Genomic DNA, 16,988 nt, shown 5'->3' with positions numbered 1-16,988 from the left:
AAGTCTTATATAAGAGTCTAGGCAAATCGAAGGACGCACAATAGACGCCGCAAAGCGTTTTTCCAATATTTATTTTTATATAAAATCAATGACTTGATGCCTACTTTTCGCGATAAGAAACGATATTTTCCCTGTTGCAATAGTCCTTCTTGTGCTTTGCAGCATGATTTTTTACGACGCAAAAAAATTTTTTACATCGTGAAATTTGGGGCGGCCAGTCGATAGACGAAAAAAAACCGGCGCCCGAGCGCCGGTTTTCTTCTGTGTCACGGACGGCGCGAAGCCATCCGGTCGCTCAGGTGGGTCGCTATTAGCTGCCGCGACGTGCCGAACGGGGACCGTCGTTGCGGCGCGCGCCGTAGCCGTCACGCGAGCCACCGCCGAAGCCTTCGCGCGAACCGCCGTGGCTTTCGCGCGAGCCGAAGCCTTCGCGAGAACCGCCGGCCGACTTGTTGCCCCAGCCGCCGCCGTTGCTGTTGCTGTTGCCAGTGCCGTTACCGTTGCGCGAGCCGCCGTAGCCGCCCGGCTTGCCCGAGCCGCTGCCGAAGCGACGGCCATTACCACCGCCAGGACGGCCGCGGCCGCCGAAGCCAGGACGGCCATTGCCCGAGGGCGCCGCCTTGCGCGGCTCGAAGCCTTCGACGACGTTGACCGGCAGCGGCGTGCGCACGAAGCGCTCGATGCGTTTCAACGCGCCCTGTTCGGCGTGATGCACGAGGCTCACGGCGATACCCGAGCGACCCGCACGGCCGGTACGGCCGATACGGTGCACGTAGTCTTCGGCGAACTTCGGCAGGTCGTAGTTGAACACGTGCGTGATGCCCGGGATGTCGATACCGCGAGCGGCGACGTCGGTCGCAACCAGCACGCGCACGCGGCGCTCGCGCAGTGCGCGGATCGTGCGGTTACGCGCGCCTTGCGGCAGGTCGCCGTGCAGCGCGGCCGATTCGAAGCCGGCGTCGGCCAGACGGCCCGCCAACTGGTCGGCGTCCATCTTGGTGGCCGTGAAGACGATGGCCTGGTCGAGGCCGTCGTCACGCAGCAGATGGTCGAGCAGACGGTCCTTGTGATCGCGGTCGTCGACGTAGTGGACGGTTTGCGCGATGTTGGTGCGCTGTTCCAAGCGCTGGACGATCTCGATCCGCTCCGGGTCCTTCAACAGACGGCCGGTCAGCGAGCCGATCTTGCCGTCGAGCGTGGCGGAGAACAGCATGGTCTGACGCGTAGCCGGCGTTTGGGCGACGATCGTGTCGATGTCGTCGATGAAGCCCATGTCGAGCATGCGGTCGGCTTCGTCGAGCACGAGGATCTGCAGTTGCGACAGATCGATGCGGCCGCGCTCGAGGTGGTCGATCAGACGGCCCGGCGTCGCGACGAGGATTTCAGGGTTCTTCGCGAGCAGCATCAGCTGCTGGCCATAAGCGACGCCGCCGAGAATGCTGACGGTGCGCAGGCGCTTCAGGTGCTTGCCGTAGGTCGCGGCGGCGGTCGTGACCTGCATCGCCAGTTCCCGGGTCGGGGTCAGCACCAGCATGGTAGGACGCGCGACCGGCTGCGGACGGCGGCCGCGGCCACCGTCGGCCGGGCGCGGCTCGCGCGGCTGGCTCGCCTGCGTCTTTTGCAGCTGCGAGAAACGCTCGATGGCGGGCAGCATGAACGCGGCGGTCTTGCCCGAGCCGGTCGGGCTCGAAACCAGCAGGTCGCGGCCGGCGATCGCTGCCGGCACCGCGCGTTGCTGCACCGGCGTCGGGTGCTCGTAGCCGGCGGCGGTCAGCGCGGAGACGACGTCCGCGGACAGGCCGAGCGACGCGAAGGTCGGCTTGGCGTCAGCCTGCGCGACGGCTTCGGGAGCGGCGGGCGTAAGACCGAGTGCTTCGTCGGCGACGGCGTTCAACGGGCTGCTGGGGGTGTTGCTCAAAGTCATGTGAATCCTTGAAAACGATCCTGGGTGGTTCATCGGATGAAAACGTCAACGCCAATCGGCATACCCAAGTCGTCGGATTCAGCGAGCAAAACAGCAGCGAGCAAATCGAAAAACGGGGGCAACTCGCGACAATGAAGGCGAGTTTTTCGTTAGAAGCTGTATCGGATGCGACGTGCCAACATGGCGAGTCGCCAGCCTGGGACTTGAGCCCGGAGTGGGCTAGGCAGAAGGGGACAGGTTCTAAACTGGATTGGAGCAAACGCTATGGACGCTGCGCCGCGAGGACCGCTGGAAAAAACGGGCAAAGCAGTGAAGCGCAGGCGGCATTGTAGCGACATTTGCTGCACTGCGCCACCATTCAGGCAATTCCGACAGAAGAAAGTGTCGGAATGAAGTAGGCGAGTGAGGGCGGCGGCCCGGAGCTTCGTGTCCGAAACCGCCGCGAGGCGGTCGCAGCATTGCCAGACGGCCATTTCGGCAGATGATTGGCGCGCCGGAAACTCAGGCCGCGGTGCCGCTCTTCAGCGATTCGACGAGTTCGACGTATTGCTGCTTCGCGGCGTCCTGCGCGGTGCCCTTGAGCGCCGCCCACGCATCGTACTTGTATTTGCCGACGATGTCGGTGAAGCCCGGCTTGTCGCCGTGCACGTCGCCTTCGCTCGCCTGCTTGAAGAGCGCATAGAGACGCAGCAGCGTCAGGTTGCCCGGACGCTCGGGCAGTTGCTTGACGTCTTGCTGGGCTTGCTCGAACTGGGAATTGATGTCGGTCATGGTCGTTTGGCCCGCGTGGCGGGATAGATGAGATCGGCCGAAAATCATAGCAATTGCCCGCCGCCCCGGGACCGAGGGCTTATTCCAAACGATGACGGCCGCGAAGCCGGGCAGCGCGGCCGCGCAAACCACCATTCACGCGCACCGCGCCGATTACAATACGGTCCATGACTCAAACAGTGCTCCTTGCCCTCGATACATCGACCGAGTTCTGCTCGGCGGCGCTCGTGTCCGCGTCCGTCGATGCCGCCGGTCAGCCCAGCGCCGAACCGCGCGTCTGGGTTCGTCACGAACAAACCGGCGCGGTGTCCAGTACCCGCCTGCTGCCGGCGATCCGCGAACTGTTCGACGAAGCCGGCCTCACGCTGGCGGATTGCGACGCGATCGCGTTCGGCTCGGGTCCGGGTTCGTTCACCGGACTGCGTACGGCGACCGGCGTCGCCCAAGGCCTCGCGTTCGGCCTGAACCTGCCGGTCGTACCGATCGGCACGCTGCTCGCGTGCGCGGAGAGCGCCCGCCTGCGCGATCCGTCGACGACGCGCGTGCTCGCCGCGCTCGACGCGCGCATGGACGAAATCTACTGGGCCGACTACGCGTGGGACGACACGCAACACGAATGGCGCACCGTGCAGACGGCGACGCTCGATGCACCCGAGCGGCTCGTGCTGCCCGACGTGCCGTTCACACTCGCCGGCAACGCGGCCGCCGCGTTCGGCGAGCGCTTGCCGGCGGTCGCGGCCGCGCGGAGCGTCGATGGCCAAGCGTTGCCGCATGCGTTGCCGCTCGCGTACGCGGCGCTGCGCGCGTTTCATGCGGGCCGCACGGTGCGCGCCGATCAGGCCGCACCCGAGTACGTGCGCGACAAGGTCGCGCAGACGACCGCAGAGCGCATGGCCGACAAAGCGGCGAAATCAGCCAAAGCGGCTCATAGCGCCGAGCAGTCCGCGCAGCACGCGCCCGATGGCGGCTCCGGCCAACCGTCCCACGACGAGGCGCGCCCATGAGCGGCGTGCTGCTCACGGACCGCTACATGTCGCCGATGACCGAAAGCGACCTGGACGAAGTCGCCGCGATCGAGAAACTTGCGTATGAGTTTCCGTGGAGCCGCGGCAACTTCGGCGACTCGCTGCGCAATGGCTATTTCGGCGTCTGTCTGCGTCACGTGACGGGGACGTTGATCGGCTACTGCGTGCTGATGCCAGTCGTCGATGAAATGCATCTGCTGAATCTGTGCGTCACGCCGCAAGCACAAGGCGCCGGCGCAGGCCTCGCGCTGCTGCGCGAGGCGGTGCGCATCACGCACGCGAAGAGGCTCGAGGGGCTGCTGCTCGAAGTGCGGCCGTCGAATCATCGGGCGATCCGGTTGTACGAGCGCTTCGGCTTCGCGTCGATCGGCCGGCGCAAAAATTATTATCCGGCGCGGCATCGCGGCCGGGAGGACGCGATCGTGATGCGTCTGTCGTTAGCCACGGAGGGCGCAGATGGCGCTGCATGAATCGGTGCTCGAAGAATTCGGACTCGCGCCGTTGTGGGTGCGTCGCGGACTCGCGGCGCGAGAGGAGGCCGGGCAGAGCGATGCGCTGCAGTCGCCGCGGGAACACGCGGCAGACTTGCGTCGCGCGGAGCCTGCGACGCAGACCTCGCGCGAACCGCTGCGCGCGTCCGCCGAGGTGCAGCCGCCGCAAGTGCAGCGCGAATCCACGCCGCGCTTCGACGAAACTGCAGCGCGGCGCGAAACATCAGAACCGCAAACTGACTTTTCAGCCCCGCCGACTTTCGACGCCCCTTCCGAGGACGATTTCGCGTGGTTCGACGATCCGACCGCATCGGCCGCCGCGCCCGCCGAAGCGCGCCGCGACGCGCCCGCGCTGCCGTCTATCCACACACTCGACTGGGACGCGCTCGCCGAGCGCGTCGCCGGATGCGAGGCGTGCCGGCTGTGCGAGAAGCGCACGAACACGGTGTTCGGCGTCGGCGATCGCGAGGCCGACTGGATGCTGATCGGCGAAGCGCCCGGCGAGAACGAGGACCGACAAGGCGAACCGTTCGTTGGCCAGGCCGGCAAGCTGCTCGACAACATGCTGCACTCGCTCGCGCTCGCGCGCGGCACCAACGTGTATATCGCGAACGTGATCAAGTGCCGGCCGCCTGGCAATCGCAATCCGCAGCCGGACGAAGTCGCGCGTTGTGAACCTTATCTACAGCGTCAGGTGTCGCTCGTGAAGCCGAAGCTGATCGTCGCGCTCGGCCGTTTCGCCGCGCAAAGTCTGCTCAGGACCGACGCGAGCATTTCGTCGTTGCGCGGCCGCGTGCACACGTACGAGGGCGTACCGGTGATCGTCACCTATCACCCGGCCTATCTGCTGCGTAGCCTGCCCGACAAGGCCAAGGCCTGGGCGGATCTGTGCCTCGCGCGTGCCACGTGGCTCGCGAACGGCGGCGTGCCGTCGAACCAATCAAAGTGACGATGCCCGAGGGACCGGCGGCGCGCATGCCCGCCGCGTCTGTCAGCCGCGCGGCGCTTCTCGATACCTTGCTGGGTTTGCGTGGCGATGCTTCAGTCGATGCGCTGCGCGATCCCGCTGTCCGCGATCTCGCGTGGCTGCTGCTCAGTCCCGATCTGTTGCGCCCTCAGCTTCCCACAGGCGCGCTCGCCGATCCTTTCGGCACGCCGCAGGAATTGCAGGCCACGCTCGACTGGCTGCGCGCGCTCGACGCCGCGCCGGCACTTCTGCGTCAAGATCTCGCGGCAACGCGTATCACGCGCCTTGGCCGCTACGCCGAACGCCTGCTGGGCTTTTTCCTTCGTCATGGACCGGCGACGCAACTGATCGCAGCGGGTGTGCCGCTACGACATGCGGGCCTCACGCTCGGTGAATGCGATTTCCTCGTGCGCACGCGCCAGGGCGCGCGACTGCATTGGGAACTCGCTGTGAAGTGCTATCTGCATGCGGGCGATGCGAATGGGGCAGAGGCGGCGCGTCTCGCCGATTACGTCGGCCCCAATCTGAAAGACCGCCTCGATCTGAAGCTCGCGCATTTGCTCGATCATCAGTTGCCGCTCAGCGCACGCGAGGAATTTGCCTCGACGGGCTATGCGGGCGCGTGGACGCCGCAGATGTTCGTCAAAGGCTGGCTGTTTTACCGGCATGGCGAGATGCCCACCGATCCTGCCGAACTCGATCCCGCGCACGGTCGCGGCTGGTGGGTCACGCATCGCGACTGGCCGGCTTTCGCGTGCGCGCATGCGCACAGGTGGCGGGTGTTGCCGCGGCTCGAATGGCTCGCGCCGCAATATCGAACGCAAGCCGGTGCGGACGACACGTGCTACGTCGACGCAAACACGCTCGCCGCGCAGATCTCACCGCAACACGGTCCGACGATGGTCGCCGGATTCATCGAAGACAACACGGGGCGTGTACTTGAACGCTCGCGCGGTTTTATCGTGCCCGACGACTGGCCCGAGCACGCGCGGCGTTACGCGAAGCAATGACGTCGCTCACCACCACCGATGAAAGTGATGCACCGGCCCCACGCCGTGGCCGACGTCGAGCCGCTCGCTCGCCTGCAACGCACCCGTCAGATAAACCTTCGCATCGGCGACGGCGCTAGCGAGATCGTCGCGCTGCGCAATCAAGGCCGCGATCGCCGACGACAACGTGCAGCCCGTTCCGTGCGTGTTCTTCACCGGCACGCGCGGACCGCCGAGACGCAGCGTGCCGCTTTCCTGCACGAGCCAGTCGGGGCTATCGGTCGCGCTCAGATGGCCGCCCTTCATCAGCACCGCGCGCGCGCCGAGCGCGCGCAACGCTTCGCCTTGCTCGACCATGCCGGCTTCGTCGGCGGCGGGTTGCATGCCCAGCAATGCGGCCGCTTCCGGCAGATTCGGCGTCAGCAGATCGGCGAGCGGCAGCAGTTCGTCGCGTACCACCGCGACCGCATCGGGTAGTAATAGCGCGTGATTGCTCTTCGAGATCATCACCGTGTCGAGCACGATGTGTTTGGGCTGATGACGGCGCAGCGCGTCGGCGACCGCACGCGCGATCGGCGCATTCGCGAGCATGCCGATCTTCACCGCGTCGATGCGGATGTCGTCGAACACCGCGTCGAGCTGCGCGGTGACGAAGCCCGGGTCCGGCGCGTGAATCGCGGTCACGCCGCGCGTGTTCTGCGCGGTCAGCGCGGTGATCACGCTCGCGCCATAGGCACCGAGCGCGGAGAAGGCCTTCAGATCGGCCTGGATGCCGGCGCCGCCGCCGGAGTCGGAACCGGCGATCGTCAGCACATTGGGAATCGATTGAGTCATGGTCGAGCGAGGAAGAAGGGGGCGCGCTCGTGTGTGCCGGCCCGGAGCAGCCGATCAGTGCTTGGCTTCGCCGATCAGCGCGACCGAATCGAAGGCGCGCTGGTTCGCCTGATGGCGTCGCATCACGAGCCACATCATCAGGCAGACGAAGGTGCCGAACAGCACGATCACGATGGTGACCGGCACGTCGAGCCATACGAGCACCGCGTACAGGCACAGCATCACGAGCACGGACAGATTCTCGTTGAAGTTCTGCACGGCGATCGAATGGCCCGCCGACAGCAGCACGTGCCCGCGATGCTGCAGCAGCGCATTCATCGGCACGACGAAAAAGCCCGACAGGCCGCCCACGAACATCAGGAAGATATACGCGAAAATCAGATAGCCCGACACGTGCATGCGGCCAAAATACACGCCCCAGTGCGGGGGAAACAGATCGCGCGTGTAGAACGCCATCAGCATCACGGAGATACCCATCATGATGCCGACCGGCAAGACCGACAGCGACTTCTTCAACGGCACACGCGAAGCCGCGAAAATCGCGCCGAACGCGACGCCAACCGCGACCACCGCCTGCAGGATCGCCGCCTCGGACAGCGACATGCCCAGCGACACTTCGGCCCACTTCAGCACGATGAATTGCAGCGTCGCGCCCGCACCCCAGAACAGCGTCGTCACGGCGAGCGAAATCTGTCCGAGCTTGTCACGCCACAGCACGAGAAAGCAGTCGGCGAAATCGGTGATCAGGCGGATCGGCCCGTGCTCCTGTCGCGGATAGCGCGCGCCGGTGTCGGGAATGCGCAGATTGAACAGCGCGGCGATCACGTAAATGGCCATGATCACGACCATCGCGGCTTCCGCGGGCGTGTTCACGGTGGGGATGTGCCATTTGAGAATCGGCGCGGCGATATGCGGGCTGATCAGCGCGCCGCCGAGCACCGTGCCGAGAATGATCGAGCCGACCGTGGTGCCTTCGATCCAGCCGTTCGCGGCAACGAGCCGGTCAGGCGGCAACAGTTCGGTGAGAATGCCGTATTTGGCGGGCGAGTAGGCCGCCGCGCCGAAGCCGACGATGCCGTACGCAATCAGCGGATGCGCGCCGACCAGCATCGTTATGCAGCCAACCACCTTGATCGTATTGGTGATGAACATCACGCGTCCTTTCGGACGGGAGTCGGCGAATGCGCCCACGAAGGCGGCAAGAACGACGTACGACAGCACAAAAAACAGCTTGAGCAGCGGCGTCATCCAGTTCGGAGCGTGAAGATCTTTCAGCAGAGCGATAGCAGCGATCAGAAGCGCATTGTCGGCCAGCGACGAAAAAAACTGCGCGGCCATGATGGTGTAAAAACCTTTTTTCATCTGATGCGATGCTGTCCTCGCTGCGGTCTGTCCGCCCCGGCCGTTTGTCATGTGTCCGGGCTTATGCCGATCGAAATGGGTTGTGCGCACGGCTTTATATCATGAAAATAGCTGAATTCGGACTAGCAGAATCCTTGATCGCACCGCCCAGCGGGCCGCCGAGCGCTGAAAACGCCCTGTAAGCCGCTGATTCGCAAGTGTCTTTACGAAAAAATCCCATGCCGCGCCCCCTTTCCGCCACGATTCATACCGCTGCTCTCGCCAATAACCTCGCTGTCGCGCGGCGCTATGCGCCGAAATCGAAAATCTGGGCCGTCGTCAAGGCTAATGCCTACGGGCATGGCCTCGCGCGCGCGTTTCCCGGTTTGCGCGCTACGGACGGCTTTGGGCTGCTGGACCTCGAAGAAGCGGTGAAGTTGCGTGAATTGGGCTGGGCGGGCCCAATTCTGCTGCTGGAAGGCTTTTTTCGGCCGACCGACATCGACGTAATCGACCGCTACAGTTTGACCACGGCGCTGCATTCGGACGAGCAACTGCGCATGCTCGAAATGGCGCGTCTGTCGAAACCGGTCAATATCCAGTTGAAGATGAACACCGGCATGAACCGGCTCGGCTACACGGTCGAAAAATTCCGTGCCGCGTGGGAACGTGCGCGCGCCTGTCAGGGCGTCGGCCAGATCACGTTGATGACGCATTTTTCCGATGCCGATGCCGAGCGCGGCATCGCGCATCAGATGGAGGCGTTCGAGCGCGGCGCGCAGGGCATCGCCGGTGCGCGCAGTCTGTCGAATTCGGCCGCGACGCTGTGGCATCCGGAAGCGCATTTCGACTGGGTGCGTCCGGGCATCATCCTGTACGGCGCGTCGCCGTCCGGCGTGACGGCCGCGATCGACGGCACGGGCCTGCAGCCCGCGATGACGCTCGCGTCGGAACTGATCGCCGTGCAGACGCTCGGCGAAGGCAGCTCGGTCGGCTATGGGTCGAGGTTCACTGCGCGCGCTCCGATGCGCATCGGCGTGGTCGCGTGCGGTTACGCGGACGGCTATCCGCGCGTCGCGCCGGAAGGCACGCCGGTGATCGTCGATGGCGTGCGCACACGGGTCGTTGGACGTGTGTCGATGGACATGCTGACCGTCGACCTGACCCCGGTGCCGACCGCCAACGTCGGCTCGCGCGTGGAATTGTGGGGCACCGCGCTGCCCATCGACGACGTCGCGCAGGCCTGCGGCACGATCGGCTACGAGCTGATGTGCGCGGTCGCGCCGCGTGTGCCGGTTCGGGCGGAGTAACGCGTGGCGAAAGCGAAGACGTTGTACATCTGCGGGGAATGCGGCGGACAGTCGCCGAAGTGGTCCGGTCAATGCCCGTCCTGCCAGACGTGGAACACGCTCGTCGAATCGGTCGCGGAGGCGCCGTCCGGTCACCGTTTCCAGTCGCTCGCGAAGAGCACGCCGGTACGGCGCCTTGCCGACATCGACGCGTCGGACGTGCCGCGCTTTTCAACCGGCGTCAGCGAATTCGACCGCGTGCTCGGCGGCGGCCTCGTGCCGGGCGGCGTGGTGTTGATCGGCGGCGATCCGGGCATCGGTAAATCGACGCTGTTGTTGCAATCGCTCGCGGAAATCGCGGCGGACAAACGCGCGCTCTATATCAGCGGCGAAGAATCTGGCGCGCAGATCGCGTTGCGCGCGCAACGGCTGGCGTTGCTCGAACCCGGCTCGAAGGCAAGCGAGCTGCAATTGCTCGCGGAAATCCAGCTCGAAAAAATTCAGGCGACGATCACGGAGCAACGGCCTGAAGTCGCCGTGATTGATTCGATCCAGACCGTCTATTCGGATGCTTTGACATCGGCGCCGGGCTCGGTCGCGCAGGTGCGCGAGTGCGCGGCGCAACTCACGCGCATCGCCAAGCAGTCGGGCACGACGATCATCATGGTCGGGCACGTGACGAAAGAGGGCGCGCTCGCGGGACCGCGCGTGCTCGAACATATCGTCGATACGGTGCTGTATTTCGAGGGGGATACGCACTCGTCGTACCGTCTCGTGCGCGCGATCAAGAACCGTTTCGGCGCGGTCAACGAGCTCGGCGTGTTCGCGATGACCGAGCGTGGTTTGCGCGGCGTCGCGAATCCGTCGGCATTGTTTTTATCGCAGCACGAGCAGTCGGTGCCGGGCTCATGTGTGCTCGTCACGCAGGAAGGCACGCGGCCGTTGCTGGTCGAAGTGCAGGCGCTCGTCGATGCGGCCAACGCGCCGAATCCGCGACGCCTTGCGGTCGGCCTCGAACAGAACCGGCTCGCGATGCTGCTCGCGGTGCTGCATCGGCACGCGGGCATCGCCTGTTTCGATCAGGACGTGTTCCTGAACGCGGTGGGCGGGGTGAAGATCTCCGAGCCCGCCGCCGACCTCGCGGTATTGCTCGCGATCCATTCGTCGATGCGCAACAAGCCGCTGCCGAAGGGGCTCGTCGTATTCGGCGAAGTGGGCCTCGCCGGCGAAATCCGGCCGTCGCCGCGCGGTCAGGAGCGCCTGAAGGAAGCAGCCAAGCTCGGCTTCTCGGTGGCGGTGATTCCGAAGGCCAATGCGCCGAAACAGCCAATCGAAGGCTTACAGGTCGTTGCGGTCGAACGGATCGAACAGGCCATCGACCGCGTCCGCACGCTCGAATAGACGGGGGCCGGGACGGCTCGCCGGTACTTTGTACGCTTGCGGTACCGTAATGCCCGGTAAATATCTTCATATTGGCTGTAACCTGGTCGCCATACCTTTTTTCTAAGCTGTAATGATATGCATCCCGTCTGATGCTCGAAAAAGGATCGCGCCTTGAAACAGTCTCGTGAAACCGCTGCCCACCATAACATCCAGGTGCGCGGCTGCCGGGTCTCCGCACCGATTCATCAGCCGTGGGGCGGCGCTTGCCGGATCGTCGAGTGGATCGACACCGCGGGTCAGATCTCGCGGCGGGTGGTGGCCGAAGACGTAACGGCCGCCGAAGTGCGTGCCACGATCAGCCGCCATGTGGAAGGCCGCAAGCACCTGCTGTACGACGACGAAAAGTCGCCGCGGCAAACGCTGCCGAGGCAGACGCCGACGCGGCGTTGACGGCGGCGGGTTTTTCGATTGACCGGGCCTTGATCTTCATTGCGCCCGCGTCGCGGCTGCGCCACGCGCATTAGGCCGCGTCGTCGTGTGAGTCGGCGGCGCTCGCGGCCACCGCCGCATACGCGTGCGGATTGAACAGCGGATGCTGCGCCGCTTCAGCGGGCGTCAGCACCGGCGACACGCAGCAATCGAGCGATTCCAGCGATTCCACCCATTCGCCGAGCGTGCGCGTCGCAATCAGATTGGCGACTTCCTGAATGAGTGCCACGGCATCGGGACCGCCGATCGCCTGACCCAGGCTCCAGTGACGCGTCGCCCATTCCGGCCGATCGAGCGCCATGCACAGCGTTTCCCAGAACTTCAATTCGAGCGCGCCGACCGCGAGCCAGCGTTCATCGCTGGTGCGGTAGAGGTTGTAGCAGGGCACGCCGCCGTTCAACAGACCACTGCCCGCGGCGGGCGCCGCACCTTCGTTGACGAGCGACACCTGCGCGACGAAGTTGTGCGCATAGCTCGTGTGCGTCATCGATACATCGACGAAGCGGCCCGCGCCGCCTCGCGCGACATGCCAGAGCGCCGCGAGAATCTGCGTGACTGCGCTCAATGCGCCGCCGAGCAGATCGGCGATCTGGAAGTTCGGCAGGATCGGCGCACCGTCGCGGTTCGCCAGTTGATCGAGCACGCCTGCATAGCCGAGGTAATTCAGATCGTGGCCGGCATGGTCCGCGAACGGACCGCTCGCGCCATATCCGCTGATCGCGCAATAGACGAGCCGCGGATTGGCTGCGCTGAGCGTCGCGTAGCCGAGGCCGAGCCGCTCCATCACGCCGGGCCGGAAGCTCTCGATCAGCACGTCGGCTTCAGTCGCGAGTGCGCGCAGCACCTGGCGTCCTGCTTCGGACTTGAGGTCGAGGCGCGTCTCGCGCTTGCCGCGATTGACCATCCGGTAAAACGCGCCGGGTCGGCCCGCGACACGATCGCTCGACGACTGCATCATCGTGCGAGTCGGGTCGCCCGCGCCGGGCGCCTCGATCTTCAGCACATCGGCGCCGAGCTCGGCGAGGCGCAGCGCGGCCACCGGACCCGGCAGCAGACGCGTGAGGTCGAGCACGCGCAGTCCTTGCAACGGCGGCGCATCGGCTGCCGATGCAGCTACGGATTCTTGGGCCGATAACCCGGACGATGAATTCGCAAATGACAAAGCCAAGCTCCCGTGGATGCCGGCGCGGTGCCGCTAGCCGATCTGTTCGAGTTCCTCGTGCGTCCCGAGCCATTCGGCTTCGAGCGTGTCGAGGCGCGCGTTCACGTCTGCCTGACGGCGGATCGCCTCCGTCAGCTTGCTCTTCTGCTCCGGTTCGTAACTCGCGGGATCGGCGACGAATGTATCGAGCGTCGCTTTCTCCGCGTTGAGTGCGTCCATTTCCCTTTCGATCTTCGCGATGCGGCTTTGCAGCGGCTTCTTCAGATGCGCGAGCTTCTGCCGCGTTTCCGCTTCGAGGCGGCGCTGTTCCTTGCGATTGACGTTGCTGTCGCCACTTGCCGCGCCGTTGGACGCTGCGTCCGACGCACCGGAAGCATTGGCCTTCAGCGCGGCGCGCTGCTCGGCCGCATGCTGCAGCAGCCAGTCGCGGTAGTCGTCGAGATCGCCGTCGAATTCCTGCAGACGATGCTTCGCGACCAGCATGAACTGATCGGTCGTCGCGCGCAGCAGATGCCGGTCGTGCGAGACCAGGATCAGCGTGCCTTCGAATTGCGCGAGCGCCATCGTCAGCGCGTGGCGCGTTTCGAGGTCGAGGTGGTTGGTCGGCTCGTCGAGCAGCAGCAGGTTCGGCTTTTGCCAGATGATCAGCGCGAGCGCGAGGCGTGCCTTCTCGCCGCCCGAGAACGGCGCGATCTTCGCGGTCGCCATGTCGCCGGAAAAGTTGAAGCTGCCGAGGAAGTCGCGCAGCTCCTGCTCGCGCGTATCGGGCGCGAGACGCGCGAGGTGCTGCAACGGGGTGTCGTCCGGACGCAGCGTTTCGAGCTGATGCTGCGCGAAGTAGCCGATGCGCAGACCCTTGCCTTCGCGTACGTGGCCGCTCAACGGTTCGAGCGTGCCCGCGAGGGTCTTGATCAGCGTCGACTTGCCCTGGCCGTTCGCGCCGAGCAGGCCGATGCGCTGACCGTTCTGGATCGACAGCCTCACGCGCTCGACGATCGGAATCTCGCTGCCGTCTTCGGCATGGTAGCCGCAGCGCACGTCTTCCATCACCATCATCGGATTCGGCGCGGAGTCGGGAGTGCGGAACTCGAACGTGAACGGCGACCCGACGTGCGCGGGCGCGATCAGCTCCATCTTCTCGAGCGCCTTCACCCGGCTTTGCGCCTGACGCGCCTTGGTGGCCTGCGCCTTGAAGCGGTTGATGTAGCTCTGCAGATGCGCGACCGTGCGCTGCTGCTTTTCGTACGCGCTCTGTTGCAGCGCGATCTGCTGCGCGCGCAGCACTTCGAATTGCGAGTAGTTGCCGCCGTAGCGTTTGATCTGCTGGTTCTCGAGATGCAGCGTGACGTTGCAGACGGAATCGAGAAACTCGCGGTCGTGCGAGATCACGATCAGCGTGCCCGCATAGCGATTCAGCCAATCTTCCAGCCAGACGATCGCGTCGAGGTCGAGGTGGTTGGTCGGTTCGTCGAGCAGCAGCAGATCGGAGCGACACATCAGCGCCTGCGCCAGATTCAGGCGCATGCGCCAGCCGCCCGAGAAGCTGCTGACCGGCTCGCGGGTCTGGTCGAGCGTGAAGCCGAGGCCGAGCAGCAACGCTTCGGCGCGAGCCGGCGCGGTGTAGCCGTCGGCGTCGGCGAACGCGGCGTGCGCTTCGGCTTCTGCCGCGCCGTCGTGCGCCGCGGAGGCCGAAGCGATGCGCGCTTCGATGTCGCGCAGCGCGGCGTCGCCGTCTAGCGTGTAGGCGAGGGCGGTTTTGTCGACGGCGGGCGTTTCCTGCGCGACGTGCGCGATGCGCCAGGTCGGCGGGATCGAGAAATCGCCGCCGTCCGCGTGCAGCTCGCCGAGCAGCACGGCGAACAGCGTCGACTTGCCCGCGCCGTTCGCTCCGACGAGGCCGGCTTTTTCACCGGGGTTCAAGGTGAACGTGGTGTTGTCGAAAAGCGGCTTGGTGCCGCGCGCGAGGCTGAACTGATTGAAGCGGATCACGACGTGGCCGGCTGAAGAAAACCGCTATTTTAGACTGCCCGGCGCGTTGCCGGGCGCGCGGCGCCGATTGCCCGTCTGTCACTTCGCGCGCAGCGCTCATCGGCCATCCGGCCGACTGTATCGGTAGCGCTTTTGGCATAGACTGACGGCTTTCACGGGAGGGCACATGACATCGATCTTTTCGTTTTCGGCACGCACGCTCGGCGGCGAGGAAGCGAGTCTCGCGCAGTACGAAGGCAAGGTGATGCTGATCGTCAATACCGCGAGCGAATGCGGGTTCACGCCGCAATACGCGGGCTTGCAGAAACTGTATGACGCGTACGCGGCGCGCGGGCTCGCGGTGCTCGGTTTTCCGTGCAACCAGTTCGGCAAGCAGGAGCCGGGCGACGCCGCGCAGATCGGCAGCTTCTGCGAGAAGAACTACGGCGTGACGTTTCCGATGTTCGACAAGATCGACGTGAACGGCCCGAACGCGCACCCGCTGTTCCGCTATCTGACGATCGAGGCGCCGGGACTGCTCGGTCTCGAGGCGATCAAGTGGAATTTCACGAAGTTTCTGATCGGCCGCGACGGCAACGTCGTCAAGCGCTATGCGCCGCTGACCAAGCCCGAGGCAATCACCGGGGATATCGAAGCGCTGCTGTAAGCGGGCACGCCTACAGGATCGGCGAAAAGAGCCGCGCGACGTGCATCAGCATGCGTCGCAGCGCGCTCGACTTGTCGTACTCGTCGCGGTCGATTTCGCGCGACTCGGCAAAGTCGTCGAGCAGCATCGTCTCGACTTCGAGCGCGAAGCCGCGGTCGACGGTCAGCACCATGATCTCGAAGTTCAGGCGAAACGAGCGGTTGTCGAGATTGGCGCTGCCGATCGCGGCCGCGCTGCTGTCGATCAGCACGACCTTCTGATGCAGGAAGCCCGGCTGATAGCGGAAGATGCGAATGCCCGCGCGCAGCGAGTCGTACGCATAGAGCTTCGACGCCGCGAACACCACGAGGTGATCGCGCCGGCTCGGAATCAGGATGCGCACGTCGACGCCGCGCAGCGCAGCGAGGCGCAACGCAGCGAATACGGCTTCGTCGGGGACGAGGTAGGGCGTCGTGATCCAGATGCGTTCACGTGCCGCGTTGATTGCTTCAACGAAAAACAGCGAGCAGGTCTCCTGCTTGTCGGCCGGGCCGCTCGGCAGCACGAGGCAGTGCATGTTGTTCGCGGCGCGCTCGTTGGCGCCGTGGTCGCCGGGCTGGTCGAAGGAAGGGGTCACGGAATCCGCGGCCGGCGCGTCGAACTTGGGCAACTGCTGCGTGGCCCAGTACCAGTCCTCGATGAAGACGAACTGGATGCTTGCGACCGCCGGACCACGCACTTCGATGTGCGTATCGCGCCACGGCGACAGCGGCGGCTTCGCGCCCAGATATTCGACCCCGACGTTATGACCGCCGACAAACGCGCGCTCGCCGTCGACCGCCACGATCTTGCGGTGATTGCGGAAATTCAGTTGCAGACGGTTGACGAAGAGGCGGTTCGTGGCGAACGGCTGCATCTCGATGCCGGCGGCGCGCAGCGCCGCGACGTAGCGGTGCGGCAGATCGAAGCTGCCGATACTGTCATACAGGAAGTAGACCCGCACGCCCTGTTTGGCTTTGGCGATCAGCGCGTCCTTCAGCATGTCGCCGAGCGCGTCGTCGCGCACGATGAAGAATTGCACGATCACATAGCGGCGCGCGTTCTCGATCGCCTCGAAGATCGCCTCGAAAGTCGCCGTGCCGTTGACCAGCGTGCGCACGGTATTGCCGGGCAGGAACGGCATGCCGCCGAGGCGCGTCAGCGACTGCACGAGCCGCGAGCCGAGCTGCTGCGTCGGCACCCCGGCCGACGACGCCTGCGTATCCCACTCCAGCGGATGCGCGCGCGTGCGCAGCAGCTCGTTCTCGACGCGGCGCGCGTCCGCGTAGCCGGCGAACTTGCTGCGGCCAAGGAACAGGTAGGGTATGAGCGTCAGATAAGGCATCGCGACCAGCGACACGGCCCACGCGATCGCCCCTTGCGAGGTGCGGGTATGGAGAATCGCGTGAGCGGCTGCGATGATGCCGAGAATGTGGGCAACAGCAACCAGCGTGCCGACGTGAAGCAGGTCGAATGACATAAGCTCGCGAACAGTTGGCGAAGCGCCGTGGTTCAGGAAACGGAGGCGGGCACGGGCTCGCTCCGTGGTCTGCGGCGAACGCGTCGGGCAACGGGCTCAGGCTGCGGTTGCGGGCAAGGCCACGCGCTGTCGCGGCGATTGCTCGTGACCCTGCCTGAGAAACGCGCTTGAAACGACGATCAAACGCTCA

General features: G+C 65.1%; 16 protein-coding genes. 9 read left to right on the top strand and 7 right to left on the bottom strand.

What is annotated here, in order from left to right; translation table 11 throughout:
* Nucleotides 1-310 precede the first annotated feature (310 nt).
* On the bottom strand, nucleotides 311-1,924 hold the full coding sequence (locus HDG34_RS00835) for a DEAD/DEAH box helicase (RefSeq protein WP_184056949.1): 1,614 nt from the start codon (nucleotides 1,922-1,924) through the stop codon (nucleotides 311-313).
* Between the two features lie 8 nt (nucleotides 1,925-1,932).
* Here HDG34_RS00835 and HDG34_RS00830 point away from each other — a divergent pair, with 8 nt between their 5' ends.
* Nucleotides 1,933-2,256 (top strand): hypothetical protein, encoded by a 324-nt coding sequence (locus tag HDG34_RS00830; RefSeq protein ID WP_184056947.1) that lies wholly within the window; start codon nucleotides 1,933-1,935, stop codon nucleotides 2,254-2,256.
* Between the two features lie 169 nt (nucleotides 2,257-2,425).
* On the opposite strand, the gene HDG34_RS00825 is transcribed toward HDG34_RS00830, so the two are convergent.
* Entirely contained in the window at nucleotides 2,426-2,695 is a 270-nt protein-coding gene (locus HDG34_RS00825; protein ID WP_184056944.1) for an acyl-CoA-binding protein, read from the bottom strand.
* Nucleotides 2,696-2,862: 167 nt separating this feature from the next.
* On the opposite strand from HDG34_RS00825, the gene tsaB reads away from it, so the two are divergent.
* Genes tsaB through HDG34_RS00805 form a run of 4 tightly spaced genes read left to right on the top strand, consistent with a single transcriptional unit; the run spans nucleotide 2,863 to nucleotide 6,188 of the window.
* On the top strand, nucleotides 2,863-3,699 hold the full coding sequence (gene tsaB, locus HDG34_RS00820) for a tRNA (adenosine(37)-N6)-threonylcarbamoyltransferase complex dimerization subunit type 1 TsaB (RefSeq protein ID WP_184056942.1): 837 nt from the start codon (nucleotides 2,863-2,865) through the stop codon (nucleotides 3,697-3,699).
* Nucleotides 3,696-4,190, top strand: coding sequence for a ribosomal protein S18-alanine N-acetyltransferase (rimI, locus tag HDG34_RS00815; protein WP_184056940.1), 495 nt, complete (start codon nucleotides 3,696-3,698; stop codon nucleotides 4,188-4,190). The genes tsaB and rimI overlap by 4 nt, the downstream gene beginning before the upstream one ends.
* Entirely contained in the window at nucleotides 4,177-5,160 is a 984-nt protein-coding gene (locus tag HDG34_RS00810; RefSeq protein ID WP_184056938.1) for a uracil-DNA glycosylase family protein, read from the top strand. The genes rimI and HDG34_RS00810 overlap by 14 nt, the downstream gene beginning before the upstream one ends.
* A 26-nt stretch (nucleotides 5,161-5,186) precedes the next feature.
* A complete protein-coding gene (locus HDG34_RS00805; protein WP_184056935.1) occupies nucleotides 5,187-6,188 on the top strand; it encodes a DUF1853 family protein in 1,002 nt (333 codons plus the stop codon).
* A 6-nt stretch (nucleotides 6,189-6,194) separates the two neighbouring features.
* Here HDG34_RS00805 and thiD read toward each other — a convergent pair whose 3' ends face one another.
* Together thiD and lplT are read right to left on the bottom strand one after the other, a co-directional pair.
* Nucleotides 6,195-7,001: a bifunctional hydroxymethylpyrimidine kinase/phosphomethylpyrimidine kinase gene (thiD, locus tag HDG34_RS00800; RefSeq protein WP_184056933.1), complete on the bottom strand. Its 807-nt coding sequence runs from the start codon at nucleotides 6,999-7,001 to the stop codon at nucleotides 6,195-6,197.
* 54 nt (nucleotides 7,002-7,055) lie between these two features.
* Nucleotides 7,056-8,363, bottom strand: a complete 1,308-nt coding sequence (lplT, locus tag HDG34_RS00795; protein WP_184056931.1) for a lysophospholipid transporter LplT — start codon at nucleotides 8,361-8,363, stop codon at nucleotides 7,056-7,058.
* 218 nt (nucleotides 8,364-8,581) lie between these two features.
* On the opposite strand from lplT, the gene alr reads away from it, so the two are divergent.
* The 3 genes from alr (at nucleotide 8,582) to HDG34_RS00780 (ending at nucleotide 11,464) form a co-directional block, all read left to right on the top strand.
* Nucleotides 8,582-9,652, top strand: coding sequence for an alanine racemase (alr, locus tag HDG34_RS00790; RefSeq protein ID WP_184056929.1), 1,071 nt, complete (start codon nucleotides 8,582-8,584; stop codon nucleotides 9,650-9,652).
* Nucleotides 9,653-9,655: 3 nt separating this feature from the next.
* Entirely contained in the window at nucleotides 9,656-11,032 is a 1,377-nt protein-coding gene (gene radA, locus HDG34_RS00785; protein ID WP_184056927.1) for a DNA repair protein RadA, read from the top strand.
* Nucleotides 11,033-11,185: 153 nt separating this feature from the next.
* Entirely contained in the window at nucleotides 11,186-11,464 is a 279-nt protein-coding gene (locus tag HDG34_RS00780; protein ID WP_090800615.1) for a DUF2866 domain-containing protein, read from the top strand.
* A gap of 70 nt (nucleotides 11,465-11,534) precedes the next feature.
* Here HDG34_RS00780 and HDG34_RS00775 read toward each other — a convergent pair whose 3' ends face one another.
* Nucleotides 11,535-12,590, bottom strand: a complete 1,056-nt coding sequence (locus HDG34_RS00775; RefSeq protein WP_184056925.1) for a CaiB/BaiF CoA-transferase family protein — start codon at nucleotides 12,588-12,590, stop codon at nucleotides 11,535-11,537.
* 108 nt (nucleotides 12,591-12,698) lie between these two features.
* On the bottom strand, nucleotides 12,699-14,654 hold the full coding sequence (locus HDG34_RS00770) for an ATP-binding cassette domain-containing protein (RefSeq protein WP_184056923.1): 1,956 nt from the start codon (nucleotides 14,652-14,654) through the stop codon (nucleotides 12,699-12,701).
* A gap of 166 nt (nucleotides 14,655-14,820) precedes the next feature.
* Here HDG34_RS00770 and HDG34_RS00765 point away from each other — a divergent pair, with 166 nt between their 5' ends.
* Complete coding sequence (locus tag HDG34_RS00765) at nucleotides 14,821-15,300, top strand: glutathione peroxidase (RefSeq protein WP_090800611.1); 480 nt, start codon at nucleotides 14,821-14,823, stop codon at nucleotides 15,298-15,300.
* Between the two features lie 10 nt (nucleotides 15,301-15,310).
* On the opposite strand, the gene cls is transcribed toward HDG34_RS00765, so the two are convergent.
* Nucleotides 15,311-16,798, bottom strand: coding sequence for a cardiolipin synthase (gene cls, locus HDG34_RS00760; protein ID WP_184056921.1), 1,488 nt, complete (start codon nucleotides 16,796-16,798; stop codon nucleotides 15,311-15,313).
* Between the last annotated feature and the right edge of the window lie 190 nt (nucleotides 16,799-16,988).

Source organism: Paraburkholderia sp. HC6.4b (assembly GCF_014200875.1).
Lineage (GTDB): Bacteria > Pseudomonadota > Gammaproteobacteria > Burkholderiales > Burkholderiaceae > Paraburkholderia > Paraburkholderia tuberum.
The sequence above is the reverse complement of the archived record's forward strand: the minus strand, read 5'-3'. Positions and strand labels throughout refer to the sequence as shown.

Excerpts from the sequence above, each read along its gene's own strand:
- HDG34_RS00805 (WP_184056935.1), top strand. The coding sequence starts at position 5,187 with ATGCCCGCCGCGTCTGTCAGCCGCGCGGCGCTTCTCGATACCTTGCTG.
- HDG34_RS00765 (WP_090800611.1), top strand. The coding sequence starts at position 14,821 with ATGACATCGATCTTTTCGTTTTCGGCACGCACGCTCGGCGGCGAGGAA.
- rimI (WP_184056940.1), top strand. The coding sequence starts at position 3,696 with ATGAGCGGCGTGCTGCTCACGGACCGCTACATGTCGCCGATGACCGAA.
- HDG34_RS00825 (WP_184056944.1), bottom strand. The coding sequence starts at position 2,695 with ATGACCGACATCAATTCCCAGTTCGAGCAAGCCCAGCAAGACGTCAAG.
- HDG34_RS00835 (WP_184056949.1), bottom strand. The coding sequence starts at position 1,924 with ATGACTTTGAGCAACACCCCCAGCAGCCCGTTGAACGCCGTCGCCGAC.
- alr (WP_184056929.1), top strand. The coding sequence starts at position 8,582 with ATGCCGCGCCCCCTTTCCGCCACGATTCATACCGCTGCTCTCGCCAAT.
- lplT (WP_184056931.1), bottom strand. The coding sequence starts at position 8,363 with ATGAAAAAAGGTTTTTACACCATCATGGCCGCGCAGTTTTTTTCGTCG.
- tsaB (WP_184056942.1), top strand. The coding sequence starts at position 2,863 with ATGACTCAAACAGTGCTCCTTGCCCTCGATACATCGACCGAGTTCTGC.
- HDG34_RS00810 (WP_184056938.1), top strand. The coding sequence starts at position 4,177 with ATGGCGCTGCATGAATCGGTGCTCGAAGAATTCGGACTCGCGCCGTTG.
- thiD (WP_184056933.1), bottom strand. The coding sequence starts at position 7,001 with ATGACTCAATCGATTCCCAATGTGCTGACGATCGCCGGTTCCGACTCC.
- cls (WP_184056921.1), bottom strand. The coding sequence starts at position 16,798 with ATGTCATTCGACCTGCTTCACGTCGGCACGCTGGTTGCTGTTGCCCAC.